The 18,321-nt window shown below is 69.6% G+C and carries 11 protein-coding genes; 1 reads left to right on the forward strand and 10 read right to left on the reverse strand.

The window, feature by feature from the left end:
• The 8 genes from ABZS40_RS14060 to ABZS40_RS14095 form a co-directional block, all read right to left on the reverse strand.
• Entirely contained in the window at positions 1 to 3,696 is a 3,696-nt protein-coding gene (locus tag ABZS40_RS14060) for a discoidin domain-containing protein (protein WP_354943675.1), read from the reverse strand.
• 188 nt (positions 3,697 to 3,884) lie between these two features.
• A complete protein-coding gene (locus ABZS40_RS14065; protein WP_354943676.1) occupies positions 3,885 to 6,770 on the reverse strand; it encodes a discoidin domain-containing protein in 2,886 nt (961 codons plus the stop codon).
• Between the two features lie 143 nt (positions 6,771 to 6,913).
• A complete protein-coding gene (locus ABZS40_RS14070) occupies positions 6,914 to 8,533 on the reverse strand; it encodes a glycoside hydrolase family 13 protein (RefSeq protein ID WP_354943677.1) in 1,620 nt (539 codons plus the stop codon).
• A 139-nt stretch (positions 8,534 to 8,672) separates the two neighbouring features.
• On the reverse strand, positions 8,673 to 9,560 hold the full coding sequence (locus tag ABZS40_RS14075) for a carbohydrate ABC transporter permease (RefSeq protein ID WP_354943678.1): 888 nt from the start codon (positions 9,558 to 9,560) through the stop codon (positions 8,673 to 8,675).
• A gap of 11 nt (positions 9,561 to 9,571) precedes the next feature.
• Positions 9,572 to 10,528: a sugar ABC transporter permease gene (locus tag ABZS40_RS14080; protein ID WP_354943679.1), complete on the reverse strand. Its 957-nt coding sequence runs from the start codon at positions 10,526 to 10,528 to the stop codon at positions 9,572 to 9,574.
• An 86-nt stretch (positions 10,529 to 10,614) separates the two neighbouring features.
• On the reverse strand, positions 10,615 to 11,994 hold the full coding sequence (locus ABZS40_RS14085; protein WP_354943680.1) for an extracellular solute-binding protein: 1,380 nt from the start codon (positions 11,992 to 11,994) through the stop codon (positions 10,615 to 10,617).
• Positions 11,995 to 12,327: 333 nt separating this feature from the next.
• The gene (locus tag ABZS40_RS14090; protein WP_354943681.1) at positions 12,328 to 13,332 is read right to left on the reverse strand and encodes a LacI family DNA-binding transcriptional regulator; all 1,005 of its coding nucleotides are present in this window, start codon (positions 13,330 to 13,332) and stop codon (positions 12,328 to 12,330) included.
• A 93-nt stretch (positions 13,333 to 13,425) separates the two neighbouring features.
• The gene (locus ABZS40_RS14095; protein ID WP_354943682.1) at positions 13,426 to 14,913 is read right to left on the reverse strand and encodes an NAD(P)/FAD-dependent oxidoreductase; all 1,488 of its coding nucleotides are present in this window, start codon (positions 14,911 to 14,913) and stop codon (positions 13,426 to 13,428) included.
• 80 nt (positions 14,914 to 14,993) lie between these two features.
• Here ABZS40_RS14095 and ABZS40_RS14100 point away from each other — a divergent pair, with 80 nt between their 5' ends.
• A complete protein-coding gene (locus ABZS40_RS14100) occupies positions 14,994 to 16,070 on the forward strand; it encodes a serine hydrolase domain-containing protein (RefSeq protein ID WP_354943683.1) in 1,077 nt (358 codons plus the stop codon).
• On the opposite strand, the gene ABZS40_RS14105 is transcribed toward ABZS40_RS14100, so the two are convergent.
• The gene (locus tag ABZS40_RS14105; RefSeq protein ID WP_354943684.1) at positions 16,071 to 17,396 is read right to left on the reverse strand and encodes a deoxyribodipyrimidine photo-lyase; all 1,326 of its coding nucleotides are present in this window, start codon (positions 17,394 to 17,396) and stop codon (positions 16,071 to 16,073) included. It lies immediately after the preceding gene.
• The gene (locus ABZS40_RS14110; RefSeq protein WP_354943685.1) at positions 17,393 to 18,316 is read right to left on the reverse strand and encodes a phytoene/squalene synthase family protein; all 924 of its coding nucleotides are present in this window, start codon (positions 18,314 to 18,316) and stop codon (positions 17,393 to 17,395) included. Before ABZS40_RS14110 ends, ABZS40_RS14105 begins: the two co-directional genes overlap by 4 nt.
• Positions 18,317 to 18,321 lie beyond the last annotated feature (5 nt).

Genomic DNA, 18,321 nt, shown 5'->3' on the forward strand with positions numbered 1-18,321 from the left:
TCAGTTGCGGTTGATGGTGAAGGTTGTCGTGGGGTTCTGGATGTCCACAGCGTTGTTGCTCAAGCGGAGGTTGTTGAAGGTGACCGACCCGACGGCCGGCCCCTGCCCGGCCTCCGGCATCGGGTTCGCCCAGATGGCGAAGCCGGACTTCGCGTCGTAGGCGTCCCCGCTCTTCCGGGCACCACTGATGGAGATGTTCGTGAAGACCGTGTCGGTGATCGGGTTCTGCGGCTGCCCACCGACGTAGTTGGTCTGGAACATGATGCCGCTGTAGGTCGGATCGATGATGTCGACATCGCTGACCCGGATGCCCTGGAACACCTTCGAGGCGGAGAAGACCCAGATCGCCGGGAAGGTCTGCCCACCCCAGAAGTGCCCACCGGCCCGCACGATCGAGATGTTCTCGAAGCGGGTCGGCGGGCTGGCGCCGAAGCCGTTCATCGGGTAGCCGAAGTCGAGCGAGCTGATGGTGATGCCCGAGTAGACCAGCGTGTCCGCGATGTAGATGTTGCGGAACGTGTTGCCGTAGCCGCCGTACACGGCGACACCGGCGGCCCGCCAGGTCAGGGTCGAGGTCAGGTTCTCGTAGATGTTGTCCCTCATGTCGGCGCCGCCCGCGTCGATCGCCGAGAACAGCGCGAAGCTGTCGTCGCCGGTGGCCCGGGCGTCGTTGTTGCTGACCAGGTTGTTGGTGCTGCCGTTGGTCATGTTGATGCCGTCGGCGAACATGTTCCGGATCCGGGAGTTCTTGATCGTCATGTAGTCGGTGTTCGCGCCCCAGTAGAGGCACACCATGTGCTCGTTCCAGATGTTGTCGATCACGATGTTCGACACGTTGGAGAAGTCGAACACCTTGCCCGGACCGTCGATCCGCGAGGTGTAGTTGCCGAAGTACGCGAAGTTCTTGAACGACGAGTTGGCCGCCGAGTTCTCGGCCCGGAAGCCGATGTCGGTGTTGTCCTGGCCCGACGGCGCGTTGAACCGCGTGTACCAGGGGCCGGCGCCGGTCACCTGGACCGCCTTGCCGTACACCTGGAACTTCGACGAGGTGGAGTAGTTACCGGCCGGCAGGTACACCCCGACCAGGTTGCCGGTGGTGTCCATCCGCACCCGGTCCAGGGCGTTCTGCACGTCCTGGTGGGTGAAGCCGGTCGGCGTGGTGTAGCGGGTCGGGTCCGGGTTGGCGATCGGCGCCACCTGCTCGGTGTTGATGAAGTCGATCGCGTACGTGGTGGTGTTGGCCGGGTCCTTCTGAAGGCGGATCTTGCTGCCGGCCGCGACTGTGGAGTTGAGCATGACGTTGGCTTCGTCGTAGATGTGCCGCGGTCCGCCCGCGCTCGGCGAGTTGCCCGGGCTGGTCTCGTTGCCGTACAGCCAGGCGTACCGGGACGTCAGGTCGATGGCCTTGTGGAACGTGCCGTTGACGTAGACGTTCAACGTCGAGTTGATCCCGCCGCCGCCCGCTGCGTCCGGGATGGAGAAGCGGGTGACCAGCGTGTTGGTGCTGGCCCGGGTGGTGAACTCGACGTAGCTGCCGTTCGAGTTGAGGGTCACCGCCCGCCGACCGGACGCCTCGCCGGCCAGGTCGCCGACCTCCCGGTTCGGTCCGACGACGGCGGCGCCGCCGCCGATCACGCCGTCCTCGGCCTCGTACATGTCGTACGGCATGTTGGCGCCGCGACCGACGAAGAGCGGACGGTCACTGGTGTTGTTGGCCTGCTTCACCGGCAGTTCGTTGCCGTCGACTGCGAGCACCACCCGGACGGTGTACTTGCCGTTCGCGGCGGTCCAGGTGCCCAGGCTGATCGGGCCGACCGTCGCGCCGGCGTTGATCACGCCGGAGTACGAGCCGGTCAGGGTACGGACCACGGTGCCGGACTCGTTGAGCACGGTCAGGGTGATGCCGTGCGCACCGGACGCGGACGCCTGGTTGCCGGCATTGCGGATGGACACGGAGAAGGTCACCGTGTTGCCCGCCGACGGGTTGCCCGGCGACCAGGCGACCGCCGAGGCGACCAGGTCGGAGCTGGCGACCGCGGCGACGACCAACGGGCTGGGGTTGGTGTAGCTGTTGTTGGTGTCGTCCTGCTCGACGACGGTGTTCGACTCGTCGACCTTGGCGCTGAGCGGGTAGCTGCCCGAGTCCCGGGTGCCGATGCTGGCGCTGACGGTGGTCGAGGCGCCGACCGCGAGACCGCCGACCGATGCCGTGCCCACCCGGGTGGAGCCCAGGTAGAAGTTGACGTTGGTCGCGCCGGAGGCCGCCGAGCCCGCGTTACGCACCGTCGCGGAGAGCGTGATGGTGCTGGTCTCCACCGGTGCGGACGGGCTGAACGACATGCCGGTCACGGTCAGGTCCGGGTTCGGCGCCGGAGTGCCGAAGACCTGGAACTCGGCCACCTGACCGGCCGGAGCGCCGGTGTTCGAGGCGATCGAGAGCCGTACGTCGGCCGCCGCGCCGGAGACCGGGATGGTCACCGTGTTGCCGCTGCCCGGGTTGAAGCTGTAGTTCGCCGCGCCGACCAGTGTGGTGAAGCTCGACGAGCCCTGGTCCCGGCCGAGCACCGTGATGTTCTGGGTACGCGCACCCCACGCCGAGTCCGGGTTGAGCTTCACGACGACCTGGCTGAGGCTGGCGTTGGCGCCGAGCTGCACGGTCAGCGTGCTCGGGTTGCCGTTGCCCTCCCAGTAGGTGGCCACGTTGTTGTCGTTGGCGTTGGTGGCCACGAACGTGTGCACGAACCCGGAGGCGGTGATCGGCTTGCCGATCGCCAGGTTGGAGCCGGTCGGCGGGTTGCCGGTGCCGGTCCGGGTCACCGTGTTGCTGTTCGCCGACTGGTTGCCGGCCGCGTCCTTGGCCCGCACGTAGTACGACACGGTGGCGCTGTCCGCCTGGCTGTCGGTGTACGTGAGCGTCGAGCCGCTGACGCTGCCACGCAGCGCGCCGTTGGCGTAGACGTCGTAGCCGGTGACGCCGACGTTGTCGGTCGACGCCGACCAGGCGAGCCGGATCTGCCCGCTGGCCGGCTGGGTGTAGGCCAGGTTGCCCGGGACGCTGGGCGCCTGGGTGTCGTTGCTGCCGGTGGCGCCGTAGACCTCGACCTCGGACAACTGGGCGGCCGGCCAACCGGTGTTGCCGGTCACCTGCACGCGTACGTAGCGGGTGCTGGCGGCGGTGAAGCTGACCGTCGCGGTGTTGCCGCTGCTCGGGTTGAACGTGTAGCCGGCGGACGCCTTCAGGGTGGTGAAGGACGAGCCGTTGGTCGAGCCGAGCACTGACAGCGTCTGGGTGCGGGTCTGCCAGTCCGACGCGGGCGGCAGCTTGAGCACCACCCGGTCCACGCTGACAGTGGCGCCCAGGTCCGCCTGGATCCACTGCGGGAACGCGTTGTTGGCGCTCTCCCAGTAGGTCGACGCGTTGCCGTCGTTGGCGTTGCCCGCCACGTAGTTCTGGTTGTAGCTGCTGGCGGTCATGGTCGCGGAGAGCCCGGCGAGCATGGCCACCCGGGCGGCGGCCGCGGACGGGTCGGCCGCCGGTGCCGCGCTCGCCATGGGGGTGACGACCGGGGCGGTGGCGAGGAGCATCCCGGCGAGCGCGCCGGCGAGAATCCGACGGCGGCCCGAGCGGGCGGTGCGGGGGACGGTGGTGGGCGCGCCGGATGGCGGCGTGCCTCGTCTGGTGCCAGTCCTGGACATGGGGTCGCTACACCTCTTTCGGGGGTGGGTGTGGGTGCGTTGCCCGGCGACGGGTGCAGGGGTACGCCCGTCGTTCCGCGACAGGTGGGGGACGGTGCGGGTTGGGGACGGGTGGGACGCCCGACGCCGCGTTGCGCCGAACCTTCCGGACCGGGTGCCCCCGCCCGGTCGGGGCGGGGGCACCGGACCTAGCTGGAGTAGACCTCGAATTCGCTGAGCTGGCCGGCTGGCCAGCCGCTGTTACCGGTGACTGTCAACCGCAGGTACCGCTGGGTGGTCGCCGTGAAGGTCACGGTGACCGTGTTGCCGCTGGCCGGGTTGAAGCTGTAGCCGGCGGCCCCCTTCAGCGAGCTGAACGTCGAGCCGTTGGTGGAGCCGAGCACCGCCAGCGTCTGCGTACGCGTCTGCCAGGCCGATGACGGTGGGAGCTTCAGCACGACCCGGGACACCGTCCGACTGGTGCCAAGGTCCACCGTCAACGACTGCGGGAACGCGTTGTTGGCGCTCTCCCAGTAGGTGTTCGCGTTGCCGTCCACCGCGTTGGGGGCGGCGTATACGTCGGAGTGGCTGGTCTCGGTGATCGACCGCCCGGCCGCCAGGTTGCCGGTGGGTGGCGGCGTGGTCGGGGGCGGGGTGGTCGGCGGCGGCGTGGTCGGCGGCGGGGTGGTCTGGGTGCCGCCGTACACCTCGACCTCGGAGAGTTGCGCGGCCGGCCAGCCGGTGTTGCCGGTGACGGTGACCCGGATGTAGCGGCGGTCACCGGAGGGCAGCCCGATCGACACGGTGTTGCCCGCGCCCGGGGCGAAGACCCGACCGGCGGACGACGCCAGCGTGGTGTACGACGAGCCGTCGGTGGAGCCGAGCACCGACAGGGTCTGGGTGCGTTGCTCCCAACCGCTGGGCAGCTTGAGCGCCACCCGGTCGACCGACCGGGACGCGCCCAGGTCGATGGTGACCGACTGGGGGAAGGCGTTGTTGGCGCTCTCCCAGTAGCTGGCCGCGTTGCCGTCCACGACGTTCGCCCCGGTGTAGCTCTGGTTGGTGCTGGTCGTGGTCGTCGACCGGCCCAGCGCCAGGTTTCCGCTGGTCGGCGGCGGGGTGGTCGGGGGCGGCGTGGTCGGCGGGGTGGTGGTCGGCGGCGGGGTCGTGGTCGGCGGCGGCGAGGTGGGCCCGCCGCCCCACTGGGGGTTCGGCCACGGGCCGCAGTACGGGGTCGGGGTGTACCAGCCGGAGTTGCCGGAGCCCTGGGTGATCTGGAAGCCGGCGCCCACGCAGTTGTGGATCGGGTTGCTCTGCGCGATGTTGGTGGCCCGCACGTTGGTGAAGGACACCTGGCTGTTCGCCTGCACCTGGAGCGCGTACGTGCCGGCGCCGTCGATCCGTACGTTGTTGAGGTTGATTCCGTTGGTCTGGCCCTCGATCCAGTGCAGCGCCGCGTACGAGCTGTCCAGGATGTCGGTGTCGGTGATGTTGATGGTGGGGTTCTGGAACGCCTCGTTGAGCGCGGAGAACCAGATCGCGCCGACACCGAAGTTCCAGTTGTAGTCCGAGTTGCCGTTACGGATCAGCGTGTTCCGGGCGATCGTCCAGGTGCCCTGGACTCCGGTGGCGCCCTGCACGCCGGGGTAGCGGTTCGCGACATGGATGCCGCCGCCGTTGGTCAGCGAGTCGGCCGTCACGTTGTCGGTGATCTTGATGTCCCGACCGCCGTAGCTGACCAGGTGGTTGGCCAGCAGGGTCACCCCGATGGTGTTGTGGGTGAAGGAGTTGTTGACGTTCGGCACGCTCTGCGCCCACATCGCCAACGCGTCGTCGCCGGTGTTGCGGACGAACGTGTTCGTCACCGTCGAGTTGGTCACGCCGGTGTGGAAGTTCACCCCGTCCGCGGTCTGGTCCAGGATCCGGCTGTTGCGGATGGTGAAGTTGTCCATCGGGCCGTCCATCCACGCCCCGACCTTGGTGTTCTCCAGCCAGAGGTTGTCGACCACCGAGTTGGTCATCGCCCCGCCCAGGGCGTTGACCTGGTCGTCGTCGACCCGCTCGCGGATGTCGCCGATGATGGCGAAGTCCCGCAGCGTGACGTTGCGGCTGGGCCCGTTCGCCTCGTGTGCGCGGACCGGGCCGGTGTAGCCGCCACCGGGGACGTACTTGCCGTAGATGCCGACGGACCTGTTCCGCTCGGTGGGGTGCCGGCCGCCGAGCACCGAGTACCAGGGGCCGGCGCCGCGCAGTGTCACCCCGTCGACCACCACGTGGTCCCAGAGGGTGAAGGTGCCGGTCGGGATCCAGACCGCCCGGCCCTGGGCCTTGCCGGCGTCGACCGCCGCCTGGAACTTCGCCGTCGAGTCGGTCGCGCCGCTCGGGTCGGCACCGAAGTCGGTGACCACGTCGAGCACACCGGAGGGCTTCGTGATCGCCGGGGCGACCAGCTCGAAGTCGGCCAGGTCGATGGTGAACGTGGGCGACTGCGCGGTCGAGGAGACCTGGAGCCGGATCTTCGTGCCGGCCGGCTGGGTGCTGCCGAACAGCGCCCGGGTCTCGTCGTAGAAGTGGTGCGGGTTGGTGTCGCCCGGGTTGTTGTTGAACGGGTATCCGCCGTAGTACCAGCCGTACTTCGACGTGACGGGGACCGACTTCAGCAGAGACCCGTTGGCCCGCAGGTCGATGGCGGCGTCACGGCCGGTGCCGGCCGGGCTGTCCGGCAGGCTGTAGCGGAAGGTGACCGCGTTGGCCGGGGCGCTGAGGGTGAACTCGACGTACTCGCCGACGGCGTCGAGGGTGACCGCCTCCCGCCCGGACGCCTCGGACGGCAGCGTGCCGTACCGCCGGTCCGGGCCGATCTTCGTGCCGTTGTGGGCGGTCTCCTCCGCCTCCTGCTCGACGAACGGAACCGTGGCGCCCCGGTTGGGGATGTCGAAGGGGGACAACCCCGCCGCCGAGGCCGGGGTCGCGGTGCCGGTGACCGCGAGGGCGGTGACCGTTGTGGCGGCGAAAACTGTGGCGGCGATGGCGGCCAACAGTGCCTTGGTCGGGTGTCGAAGGTGGTGCGGGGTGCCGGTGGTGTGGTTGGCCATGAGCTGCGCTCTCCCTTTCGTCAGGCAGGCCAGATCCCCCCGTGTCGGTGCGGTGTCGCGCGTCCCCCCTCGGTTCTCCCTTCTTGGTGGCGTGGTGCCGGCGGCCGGGACGGGCCGCCGGCACCACGGCGAGCAGAGTCAGGTCAGGCCGGGCCGTCCGCCCCGCGCGGCCCGTCGGTGGATTCGGTGGTACGCAGCCAGACCGCTGTGTCGGACGGCAGCAACCCGTCGTCGAGCGGCCCGCTGGCCAGCAGCAACTCCCCCTGAGCTGGCATCGGCACCGGCGCGGCGGAGAGATTGACCAGGCAGGTGAAGCCACCGCCGCGGTGGAACGCCAGCACCCCGTCCGGGGCGGGCAACCAGGTCAACTCGCCGTCACCGAGCGCCGGGTCGGCCTTTCGGGCCTGGATCGCCGCCCGGTACAGCTCCAGCATCGAGGCCGGGTCGCCGGTCTGCGCGCTGGCCGTCCGGCCCTTCCAGTCGGCCGGCTGCGGCAGCCAGGGCGCCGCGGCACCCGCGGGGCTGAACTCGAACGGCGGCTCGTCCCCGGCCCACGGCAGCGGTACGCGGCAGCCGTCCCGACCGGGGTCGACCCGGCCGGACCGCTCCCACATCGGGTCCTGCCGCATCGCGTACGGAATGTCCTCGACCTCGTAGAGGCCCAGCTCCTCGCCCTGGTAGACGTAGGCGGCACCGGGCAGCGACAGCGAGAGCAGCGCGGCGGCGCGGGCCCGGCGGGTGCCCAGTTCCAGGTCGGTGGGGGTGCCCTCGCGTTTGGCGGCGAAGCTGAACCGGGTGTCCGCGCGACCGTAGCGGGTGACGTGCCGGGTGACGTCGTGGTTCGAGAGCACCCAGGTGGCCGGCGCGTTGACCGGCGCGTGCGCGCTCAGTGTCCCGTCGATGCTCTCCCGCAGCGCCGCCGCCTCCCAGGCGCAGCCGAGGAAGTCGAAGTTGAACGCGGCGTGCAGCTCGTCCGGGCGCAGGTAGTTGGCGAACCGCTGCCGGTCCGGCAGCCACACCTCACCGATCAGCGCCCGGTCGGCGTACTCGTCGGCGACGCGACGCCAGCCCCGGTAGATGTCGTGCACGCCGTCGAGGTCGTGGAACGGGTGCGGCTGGTCCTCGCGGACCTCGGGCAGCGTCCCGTCCTTGACCAGGAGCCCGGCCGAGTCGATCCGGATGCCGTCCACGCCCCGGTCGAACCAGAACCGCAGGACGTCCTCGAACTCCTCCCGCACCCGGGGGTGGTCCCAGTTGAAGTCCGGCTGCTGGGGGGCGAACAGGTGCAGGTACCAGTCGCCGGGGGTGCCGTCCGGGTTGGTGGTGCGGGTCCAGGTCTCGCCGCCGAACTCGCCGATCCAGTCGGTGGGTCGTTCGTCGCCGTTGGGACCCCGGCCGGGTCGGAACCAGAACAGGTCCCGTTCGGGCGCGCCGGGTCCGCCGGCGAGCGCGGCCTGGAACCAGGGGTGCGCGTCGGAGCAGTGGTTGGGTACCACGTCGACGATGGTCCGGATGCCCAGCTCGTGCGCCTCGGCGATCAGCGCCTCGACCTCGGTCAGGGTGCCGAAGACCGGGTCGATGTCGCGGTAGTCGGAGACGTCGTAGCCGGCGTCGGCCATCGGGGACGGGTACCAGGGGCTGAACCAGATCGCGTCGACGCCGAGCGCGGACAGGTGGTTCAGCCGGGACCGGATGCCGGCGATGTCACCGATGCCGTCGCCGTTACCGTCGGCGAAGCTCCGGGGATACACCTGGTAGATCACGGCTCCACGCCACCACGGACTTCTGTCAGCTGTGGACACGAGCACCTGCTTTCTGCGTCAGTACGTCGGCGGGTTCGCCGGAGGAAGATATGTATCGGGCGAACGGTCGTTGTTCGCCGCGCGGGAGGACCGGTGGTCGCTATCCCTTGATGCTGCCCGTGGTCAGACCGGACATGATGTTCCGCTGGAAGATCAGGAAGATGATGACAGTCGGGATCGCGGCGATGACCGAGGCGGCGATCACCACGTTCATCGGTGTGCCGCCCGCGAAGGTGTAGATGCCGACGCTGACCGTCCGGGTCTCGGGCGACGGCATGACCAGCTTCGGCCAGAGGAAGTCCTTCCAGACCGCCGTCACGGCGAAGATCGAGACGACGCCGAGGATGGGGCGCGACAGCGGCAGGATGATCGACCAGAGCGTGCGCAGCGAGGACGCCCCGTCCATGAGGGCGGCCGCCATCAGCTCCTCGGGGATCGAGTCGAAGAACCGCTTCAACAGGAAGATGTTGAACGCGTTCGCGACCATCGGCAGCCAGATCGCGAACGGTGAGTCCAGCAGGTTGATGTGCAGGATCGGCAGGTCGAGCACCGTCACGTACTGCGGAACGATGAGGACCATCGCCGGGATCATCAGCGTCCCCAGCATCAGGGCGAGGATCGTGTTGCCGAAGATCGGTCGAAGCTTGGACAGCGAGTACGCGGCGGCGCTGTCGAAGACGAGTTGGAACAACACCGCGCCGATCGCGTAGTAGAAGGTGTTGAACAGCAGCTTGGCGAGGGCCAGGTTGTTCCACGCGTCGACGTAGTTCTGCGGCTGCGGGTCCTTGGGGAACAGCGACGGCGGGGTCTGCGCGATCTCCTGGCCGGACTTGAGCGCGCCGGTGACCATCCAGTAGAGCGGCCCGAGGAAGACGAGCGTGAACCCCGCCACGACCACCACCAGCAGCGTCCAGTAGATGACCCGGCCGCGCCCCCGGCTGAGCTGGGATTGGGAGATGAGGGTCCGGGTTCCGGAATCCTGTGCCATTCCTCGCCGTCCTAGTCCTGTTTCGCAGTCAGCCGCACGTACACGGCGGAGAAGCCGGCCAGCACCACGAGCATGATCACGCCCAGGGCGGCGGCGCCGTTGAGGTCGTTCTGGAAGAACCCGTGCTGGTAGATGAGGTACGCCACCGAGGTCGCCGAGTCCTCCGCGCCCGCGCCGTTGGCGAGGATCAGGGGCTCGATGAAGAGCTGCATGGTGGCGACGATCTGCAACATCGCCAGGAGCGCCAGGATCAACCGGGTCTGCGGGATCGTCACGTGGCGGATCCGTCGCCAGATCCCGGCGCCGTCGAGCTCGGCCGCCTCGTAGAGCTCGCCGGGGATGTTCTGCAACGACGCCAGGTAGATCAGCACCGCGCCGCCCATGTTCATCCAGGTCGACGCCACCACCATCGCCGGCATCGTCATCTCCGGCGACTGCATCCACTGCGAGGTGGGCAGGTGCAGGGCCTTGAGGATCGCGTTGAAGAGCCCGGCCTCGCTCGGGTCGTACGCGTAGAACTTGAAGAGGAACAGCGCCGAGGCCGGCGGCAGCATCACCGGCAGGTAGACCAGGATCCGCAGGTACCCCTTGGCGTGGCGGAACTCGTTGAGCAGGATCGCCACGAAGAACGGCACCACGTACCCGAGGACCAGCGCCAGGACGGTGAAGTAGAACGTGTTCTGCCAGGCCGTCCAGAAGCTGGGGTCGGCGATGATGCGGGAGTAGTTGTCCCAGCCCACCCAGGTGGTCTCGCCGCGCCGGGTCCGCTGGAAGCTCATGATGATGCCGCGGACCATCGGGTACCAGGAGAAGACGACGAAGCAGAGCACCGCCCCGATCAGGAACGCGTGACCGGTGAGGTTGTCCCGTACCTTGCGGCCGAGGCTGGTGCGCTGTGGCCTCGCCGAGTACGGCGACGGCGGGCGGCCCGGTTTCCTGGGGGTCTCCGGGACGGTGGTGATCGCCAAGGCAACTCCTGGGTGAGTCAGTGACGTCGAGATGCGGTGCGAGCGGCGTGGGGGTCGGGTCGGCGTCCCGACCCCCACACGATCGATCAGCTCTCGGCGGCGAGGAGCTGGTTGACCTTCTCCTCGGCGGTCTTGAGCAGTGCGTCGACGTTCGAGTTCGGGTTGGTCAGCACACCCGACATCGCGGCGTCGAGCACCGCGTAGACGGCCTGGGCGTTGCGCGGCTCACCCTTGATCGGCACCGGGGTCGCCTCGAAGAGCGCGAAGTTCGCAGTGTCGACGTTCGCGTTCGCCTTACGCAGCTCCAGCTCCTGCTTCTGCGCGTCACTGCCGTTGGCGAAGAGCAGCGGCTGGGGCAGACCCACCGGGTAGTTCTGCGGCTTGGCCCGGACGTAGTCGAACTGGCCCTTGCCCGGGGTGAGCTTCTGGTACGCGATCCACTTCAGACCGGCCTTGACCTGCTCGGGAGTGAGGTCCTTCTTGAAGAAGTAACCCTCGCCACCACCGAGCGTCCCCTTGGCCGCGCCGTCCTGGCCGGGCAGCGGAGCCATCGCCCAGTCCTGGAACTTGCCCTGGAACTGGCTGACGATCGCCTGGGTGGCGTCCGGCGCGCCGATGAACATGCCGACCTTGCCCGCGCCGGCGTTCGTCAGCAGGTCGCCCCACTGGAGCAGCTGACGGGCGCCCATGCTGTTGTCGCCGTACCGCATGTCCTTGATGTTCTGCAGGACCTGCTTGCCCATGGCGTTGTTGAAGTCGGCCTTCTTGCCGTCCTCGGTCAGCACTTGGCCGCCCTGCGAGTAGAGCAGGGAGGTGAAGTGCCAGCCGCCGGTGTTGCCGGCGCTGTACTCCGAGTAGCCGGCGATGCCGTTGCCGAGCGCGGAGATCTTCTTGGCGGCGGCCCGGACGTCGGCCCAGGTCTTGGGCGGGTTGTTGACGTCCAGCCCGGCCTGCTGGAACAGGGCCTTGTTGTAGACCAGGCCCATCGAGTAGTTCTTCACCGGAACGGCGTAGAGCTTGCCGCCGTCGGTGAAGACCCCCTTGAGCGCCGGGTCGACGCTGTCCCAGGTCGCGATCGTGTCCTTGTTGACCTGCTGACTGATGTCCATCGCCTGACCGGAGTCGAGCACCTGCTGGAGATCGGTCATGTACCCGTAGAAGACGTCGGTCACGGTGCCGCCGGCGAGGCGGGCGGTGAAGTCCGGCGGGTTGTTGCACTGCTCGCCGACGCTGACGCTCTTGATGGTGATGTCCGGGTTCTGCTTCTGGAACTCGGCGACGTCGTCGTTCCAGTTCTTCAACAGCTCTTTCTGGGCGCCGACCGGCTGGCAGTCGACAGTGATGGTGACCTTGCCGCTGGCGGTCGAGCCCTTGTCGTCGCTCTTCGTGGAGCATGCCGTGAGGCTGAGCCCCAGGCCGGCCACGAGCGCAACCGCCGCAGCCTTTCGGTATTGCGGTACGGACATCTGTCCATCCCTTCGGGAACGGGTGTATCCAATGACCTTCGCTGATCTGCGGTGATACGACCTGACGCCCAGTAGCTGCGTCGGAGCCAGGTGTGAGTGGAGTCACTGTAGCGAGGCCGACTCATTTCGGCAAGGTATCGACCCTGTTCCGAAAGGACACGACGCGATCACGACAGATGTTGGCAAGCCTCTGAAAGCAGCCTGTTTTGCCGGCTATTGATCCCTTATGGCCGATCATTCGGCCTGATCGATGGCGACCATCGTGAGCAACGACAGAAACGGCCGCCGACCGCGAGAGGCGGTCGACGGCCGAAGCGTCGTTCGGTGTGGTGCCTAGCGGCCGGGGGCGGGCGCGGTGGAACCCCGCACCACCAACTCCGGCTCGAACAGCAGCTCGTCCTGGAGGACGCCGGCACCCTCGATCTGGGTGACCAGCAGATCCACGGCAGCCTGCCCCATCGTCTCGATCGGCTGGCGCACAGTGGTCAACGGCGGGTCGGTGCACGTCATGAACGCGGAGTCGTCGAACCCCACCACCGACACGTCGGCCGGCACCGAACGACCCAGCCGCCGGGCCGCCCGGATCGTGCCCAGCGCGAGCACGTCGCTGGCGCAGATGATGCCGGTCACGCCCCGCTCGACCAACTTCGTGGCGGCGACCCGCGCGCCCTCCATCGAGAAGCTGGAGCGCTCGACGCACTCGACGTCACCCTCGTCCCAGCCGGCGACCTGGATCATCGCGTCGAGCTTGCGCCGGGACGGCACATGCCCCTCCGGGCCGAGCACCATGCCGATCCGTTCGTGCCCGAGCGAGCGCAGGTGCCCGTACGCCTGCTCCACCGCCACCGCGTCGTCGGTGGAGACCCGGGGGAAACCCAGCTCGTCCACACCCGCGTTGACCAGCACGACCGGAAGCCCTCGGTCGGTCAGCCGACGGTAGTGGTCGTGCCGGGCGTCGGCGAGCGCGTACGAGCCACCAGCGAAGATCACCCCGGAGACCTGGTGGTCGAGGAGCATCTCCACGTAGTCCATTTCGGAGACACCGCCGATGGTCCGGGCACAGAGCGCCGGGGTGTAGCCGCGCTGGGCGAGAGTGCCGGTGACGACCTCGGCCAGCGCCGGGAAGATCGGGTTCTGCAACTCGGGCAGCACCAGCCCGACCAGCCGGGCGCGTTCGCCGCGCAGCTTGGTCGGCCGTTCGTAACCGAGCACGTCCAGCGCCGTCAGCACGGCCGTGCGGGTCGCCTCGGAGACCCCGTCGCGGCCGTTGAGCACCCGGCTGACGGTGGCCTCGCTGACGCCCGCCTTCTTGGCAACTTCAGTCAACCGCTTGGTCACGGTCGCAATCGTACGTCACCTGAATGAAAGAAATGAACAGCGACTTGACCAGTGTTTGCTGGCCGGCTGCTTGATCGACGCGCGGGGCTGGGGTCAGGACAGGTCGCGCAGGGCGGTTTCGATGGCCCGGTGGAAGGTCGGGTACGCGTAGATCATGTGCCGCAGCTGACTCAGCGGCACCGCCGCGTGCACCGCCACCACCAGCCCGGACAGCACCTCGCCGCCGGCCGGGCCGGCCGAGGTCGCGCCGATCAGCACGCCCTGGTCGGCGTCCGCCACGAGCTTGATGAAACCGTCGTCGCCGACCCGGTGGATCCAGCCTCGGGTCGAACTGCCGAGTTTGGTGAAACCCACCTGCACGTTGATGCCGCGCTCGCGGGCCTGCTGCTCGGTGAGCCCGACCGCGCCGATCTCGGGATCGGTGAAGGTCACCCGGGGCAGCGCACGGTAGTCGGCACGCGGGACGGTGCCGGCCGACCCGCTCGATCCGCTGGCGGCCAGCGAACTGGACGCGCCCATCGCTCCGCCGACCACGCTGGAGGTGCCGCTGGCGTCCGCCCCCGCCTTCGCCTGCCGGGCCCGGGCCAGGATGTCGGCGATCACGATCCCCGCCTGGTACATGGCGATGTGGGTGAAAGCGCCCTCGCCGGTGACGTCGCCGACCGCCCAGACGTGGTCGGTGACGTGCAGACGGTCGTCGACCGGAAGGTAACGCTGGCTGGCGTCCAGGCCGATGGAGTCCAGGCCCAGCTCGGCGAGGTGGGCCTTGCGCCCGGTCACCACCAGCAGCCGGTCGGCGGTGAACTCCGCGCCGCCGCCACCGCGCAGTGTGAACCTGGTCCCGTCGTGCTCGACCCGTTCGGCGCGTACCCCGGTGTGGATCTCCACGCCGTCGGCGCGCAACGCCGCGGCGGCGACCTCGGACGCCTCGGGCTCCTCGATGGCCAGCACCCGGTCGAGCGCCTCGACCACCGTGACCTGGACCCCGAAGCGGGCGAAGACCTGCGCCAACTCCAGGCCGATCGCTCCGCCGCCGAGCACGAGCAGCGACTCCGGCAACTCCTCGACCTCGATCGCCTGGTGGTTGGTCCAGTACGGCGTGTCGGCCAGACCGTCGATCGGCGGCACCGACGGACGGGTACCGGTGCCCAGCACCACCCCGTGCCGGGCCTCGAACACCTGGTCACCGACGCGAACCCGGCGCGGACCGTCGAGCCGGCCGCTGCCCCGCACGAGCCGGCCGCCCTTGCCGACGAACCGTTCCGCCGCGACCGTGTCGTCCCAGGTGTCGGTGGCTTCCTCGCGGATCCGCTTCGCCACCGGCGCCCAGTCCGGCTGGACCTGCGCCGTCCCGGCGAGCCCGTCGACCCGGCGAGCCTCGGCGAGCACGTTGGCAGCTCTGATCATCATCTTGCTCGGGATGCAGCCCCAGTAAGGGCACTCCCCGCCGACGAGATCCCGTTCGACGCCGACGACGTTCAGGCCGGCCTCGGCAAGTCGCTCGGCCACCTCCTCGCCGCCGACCCCGAGCCCGACCACGACCACATCCACCAGCTCCGGCTCCGCCACACCGAACAGCATCCCCCAGCGACACCACGCCAACCACCGGGGTCGGCGGAAAAGTTGGCACGCTCTCCGGCCCGGACGCCTACCGTGGCCGGATGCACGCACGCTTCGCTCCGGTCCGGGACTGCTTCCACGACCTGTTCGCCTCCGGCCGGGAGACCGGCGCGGCCCTGACCATCTGGTACGACGGGCAGCCGGTAGTGGATCTGGCCGGCGGCTCCCGCGGCGGCCACGGGCCGGGCGGCAAGCCGTGGCTGCCGGACACCCTGGTGAACGTCTACTCGGTCGGCAAGCCGGTGGCCGCGCTCTGCCTGTTGCTGCTCGTCGACCGGGGAAGCGTCGATCTCGACGCACCCGTGGACCGGTACTGGCCGGAGTTCCGCACACCCGCCACCGTGCGTCAGGTGTTGTCGCACACCGCCGGGTTGCCGGCCTTCCCGGTGCCCCGACCGGCCGCCGCGGTTGCCGACTGGGCGCTGCTCGCCGGCGATCTCGCCGCCGCCGACCCCGAGTGGTCGCCGGGCTCGGTCGCCGGAGAACACGCGTGGACGTACGGGCATCTGGTGGGCGAGTTGGTCCGCCGCGTCGACGGACGGTCGGTGGGCCGATTCCTGGCCGAGGAGATCGCCGACCGGTGGCAGCTCGACCTCGGCTTCGGGCTGAGCGAGGCGGACCAGCTGCGCTGCGCGGACCTGCGGTACGGCGACCCGGGGTGGCCGACCCGGGCGCTCGGTGAGGCGGGCTCGATGCGGGCGCGTGCGCTGGGCAACCCGGCCGGCGGGCTGGACCTGGCCGTGGTGAACAGCCCGCTCTGGCGGGGCGCCGAGGTGCCCTCTGTGAACCTGCACGCCACCGCGGCCGGCCTGGCCCGGCTCTACGCCGGTCTGCTGGCCGGTGGTGTCCTGGACGGGGTTCGGCTGTTCAGCCCGGAGCTGGTGGCGGAGGCGACGCGGGTCCAGTACGACGGGCCGGACCTGGTGCTGGACCGCGACGCCCACTGGACGCTGGGCATGCAGCGGGAGCCGGATGGCAGTTGGGGCATGGGTGGCATCGGCGGCAGCAGCGCGTGGGCCGACCCCGAGCGCGGCTACACCTTCGCGTACGCCACCGCGCACCTCGCCGAGCACGACCGGGTGGACGAGCTGGTCGAGGCGTTGCACTCGGTGCTGTGATCAGCGCAGCCAGACGGGGTCGGTGCCGGGTACCGAGAGCGGCGGTGGATAGTCGAGCGGCTGACGGAGGGCGTCGGGCAGCTTCCACGGTTGGTGGATGGCCTTGCCCTGCACCCCGGCAAGCTCCGGCACCCACCGGCGCACGTAGTCGCCGTCCGGGTCGTACCGCTCGGCCTGCCGGACCGGGTTGAACCCCCGGTAGGGCTTCGTGTCGTTGCCGGTGCCGGCGACCCACTGCCAGTTGCCGGAGTTGTTCGCCACGTCCCCGTCGAGCAGCCAGCGGAAGAACACCGCCACCCCGGACCGCCAGTCCTGCCCGAGGTGCTTGGTCAGGTAGCCGGCGGTGATCAGCCGGGCCCGGTTGTGCATCCAGCCCTGGGCCAGCATCTGCCGCATTCCGGCGTCGACGATCGGCATCCCGGTGCGTCCCTCGGCCCAGGCCGCCAACGCGTCGTCGTCGTAGCGCCACTGCTCGGTGGCACCCCGCCGGTACGCCGCTGTCGAGATGTCCGGGAAGGCGGCGGTGACCTGGTAGTAGAAGTCCCGCCAGCAGATCTGCCGGACGAACGGGCCGGATCGGTCCCCGGCGCGGTTCGCCACCGCCAGTGGCGACACGCAGCCGAAACGCAGGTACGGGCTGAGTCGGGAGGTGTCGTCGCCGGCCATGTCGTCGTGCTGATCGCCGTACCGGGGCAGGTCGGGCAGCCAGTCGGTGAGCCGCTGCCGGGCGATCCGCTCACCACCGATGGCCGCGTCGGGCGAGTCTCCGGCCGGCAGCGCCGGCAGCCGGCCCACGCGCAGCCGGTCGGGCAGCGCGATCCGGCGCGGCGCGGCCAACTCCTCGCGCCACCGGTTGGCCGCCCAGGCCCGGTGGTACGGGCTGAACACCCGGTAGTGGTCACCGCCGCCACCGGGCCGCAACGCGCCCGGCTCGACCACCGTCAGCCCGGGAAACAAGCGCAGGTGCAGCCGGTGCCGCTCGCACTCGGCGCGTAGTCGCCGCTCCCGGCGGACGGCGTAGTGACTGACGTCGGCCGAGAGCGCGACGGCGGTCGCCCCGACCTCGTCGGCCAGCCGGATCGTCTCGGCCACCGGGTCGCCGTGCCGGACCACCAGGTCGCCACCACGCTCACGGAGTTGGTCGCGCAGGTCGGCGAGGGCCTGGTGCAGGAAGCGGGTGCGGTTGGCGGAGAGGTCGGCCAGCGCCGGGTCGAGCACGTACAGCGGCACCACCCGGTCGAAGGCCGCACAGGTGGTGGCCAGCGCCGGGTGGTCCTGCACCCGCAGGTCGCGGGTGAGGAGCACGATCGCCGTGCTCGCTGTCACCGGCTCGCCGGATGGATCGTCGGCCCGGGAATGACGACCGGCGTACCGGTCGAGCTGAGCAGGGCCCGTGCCGCTACCGCCATCCGTCGCCGCTGCGGCACCAGGGCCCGCCGGACGAAGACGTCGTAGTCCTGCGCGGCCACCTCATCGAGGATGCCGCCGTAGAGCGCGTACGCGGTGCGCATGCAGGCCTGCGAGGCGGGCGCCAGCATGGTGATCCCCGGTGCGGCAGCGGCGTAGTGCGCCTGGGCGCGGGTCACCTCGTACTCGATCAGCTCGCGGATCCGGGCTGTGACGCGGCCCCGGGCGCGGGCCTCGGCCAACTCCTCGCGGGTGACCCCGAACTTCGCCATGTCCTCGTCCGGCAGGTAGGTGCGGCCCCGGTCGAGGTCCTCGGCGACGTCCCGGATGAAGTTGGTGAGTTGGAAGGCGAAGCCGAGCTGACGGGCCGGCTCCCGGGCCGCCACCGGGTCGGAGCTGCCCAGGATCGGCAGCATCATGGTGCCGATCACCGCCGCCGAGCCCTCCATGTAGTCGAGCAGGTGGTCGTAGGTCGGGTACGCGGTGACGGTCAGGTCCATCGCCATGCTCTTCAGAAACGACGCAAAATCGTCCCGGTCGAGATCGAAGACGGCGATCGTGTGCAGCACGGCCGGCAACAGTGGGTCGTCGACCTGCGCACCGTGCAGACCTGCCACGAACTGGCTGGCCCAGTGGTCCAGCAGGGCGGCCCGCTCGGCCGGCGGCAGGTCCTCGGTGCGATCGACGATCTCGTCCGCGTACCGCGTGAACCCGTACAGGGCGTGCACATGTCGTCGTTTCCAAGCGGGGAGCAGCCGGGTGGCGAGATAGTAGGTGCGGCCGTGGCGTTTGTGCAGCTCACGGCATCGGTCATAGGCAGCGGTGAGATCAGTTTCCACCGGCC

The organism is Micromonospora sp. NPDC005324, assembly GCF_040607155.1.
Taxonomy (GTDB): domain Bacteria; phylum Actinomycetota; class Actinomycetes; order Mycobacteriales; family Micromonosporaceae; genus Micromonospora; species Micromonospora trifolii.

What these genes read in the sequence shown, in the direction of transcription:
- ABZS40_RS14060 (WP_354943675.1), bottom strand. Translation starts at nt 3,696, where the DNA reads ATGTCCAGGACTGGCACCAGACGAGGCACGCCGCCATCCGGCGCGCCC.
- ABZS40_RS14065 (WP_354943676.1), bottom strand. Translation starts at nt 6,770, where the DNA reads ATGGCCAACCACACCACCGGCACCCCGCACCACCTTCGACACCCGACC.
- ABZS40_RS14075 (WP_354943678.1), bottom strand. Translation starts at nt 9,560, where the DNA reads ATGGCACAGGATTCCGGAACCCGGACCCTCATCTCCCAATCCCAGCTC.
- ABZS40_RS14085 (WP_354943680.1), bottom strand. Translation starts at nt 11,994, where the DNA reads ATGTCCGTACCGCAATACCGAAAGGCTGCGGCGGTTGCGCTCGTGGCC.
- ABZS40_RS14095 (WP_354943682.1), bottom strand. Translation starts at nt 14,913, where the DNA reads ATGCTGTTCGGTGTGGCGGAGCCGGAGCTGGTGGATGTGGTCGTGGTC.
- ABZS40_RS14100 (WP_354943683.1), top strand. Translation starts at nt 14,994, where the DNA reads ATGCACGCACGCTTCGCTCCGGTCCGGGACTGCTTCCACGACCTGTTC.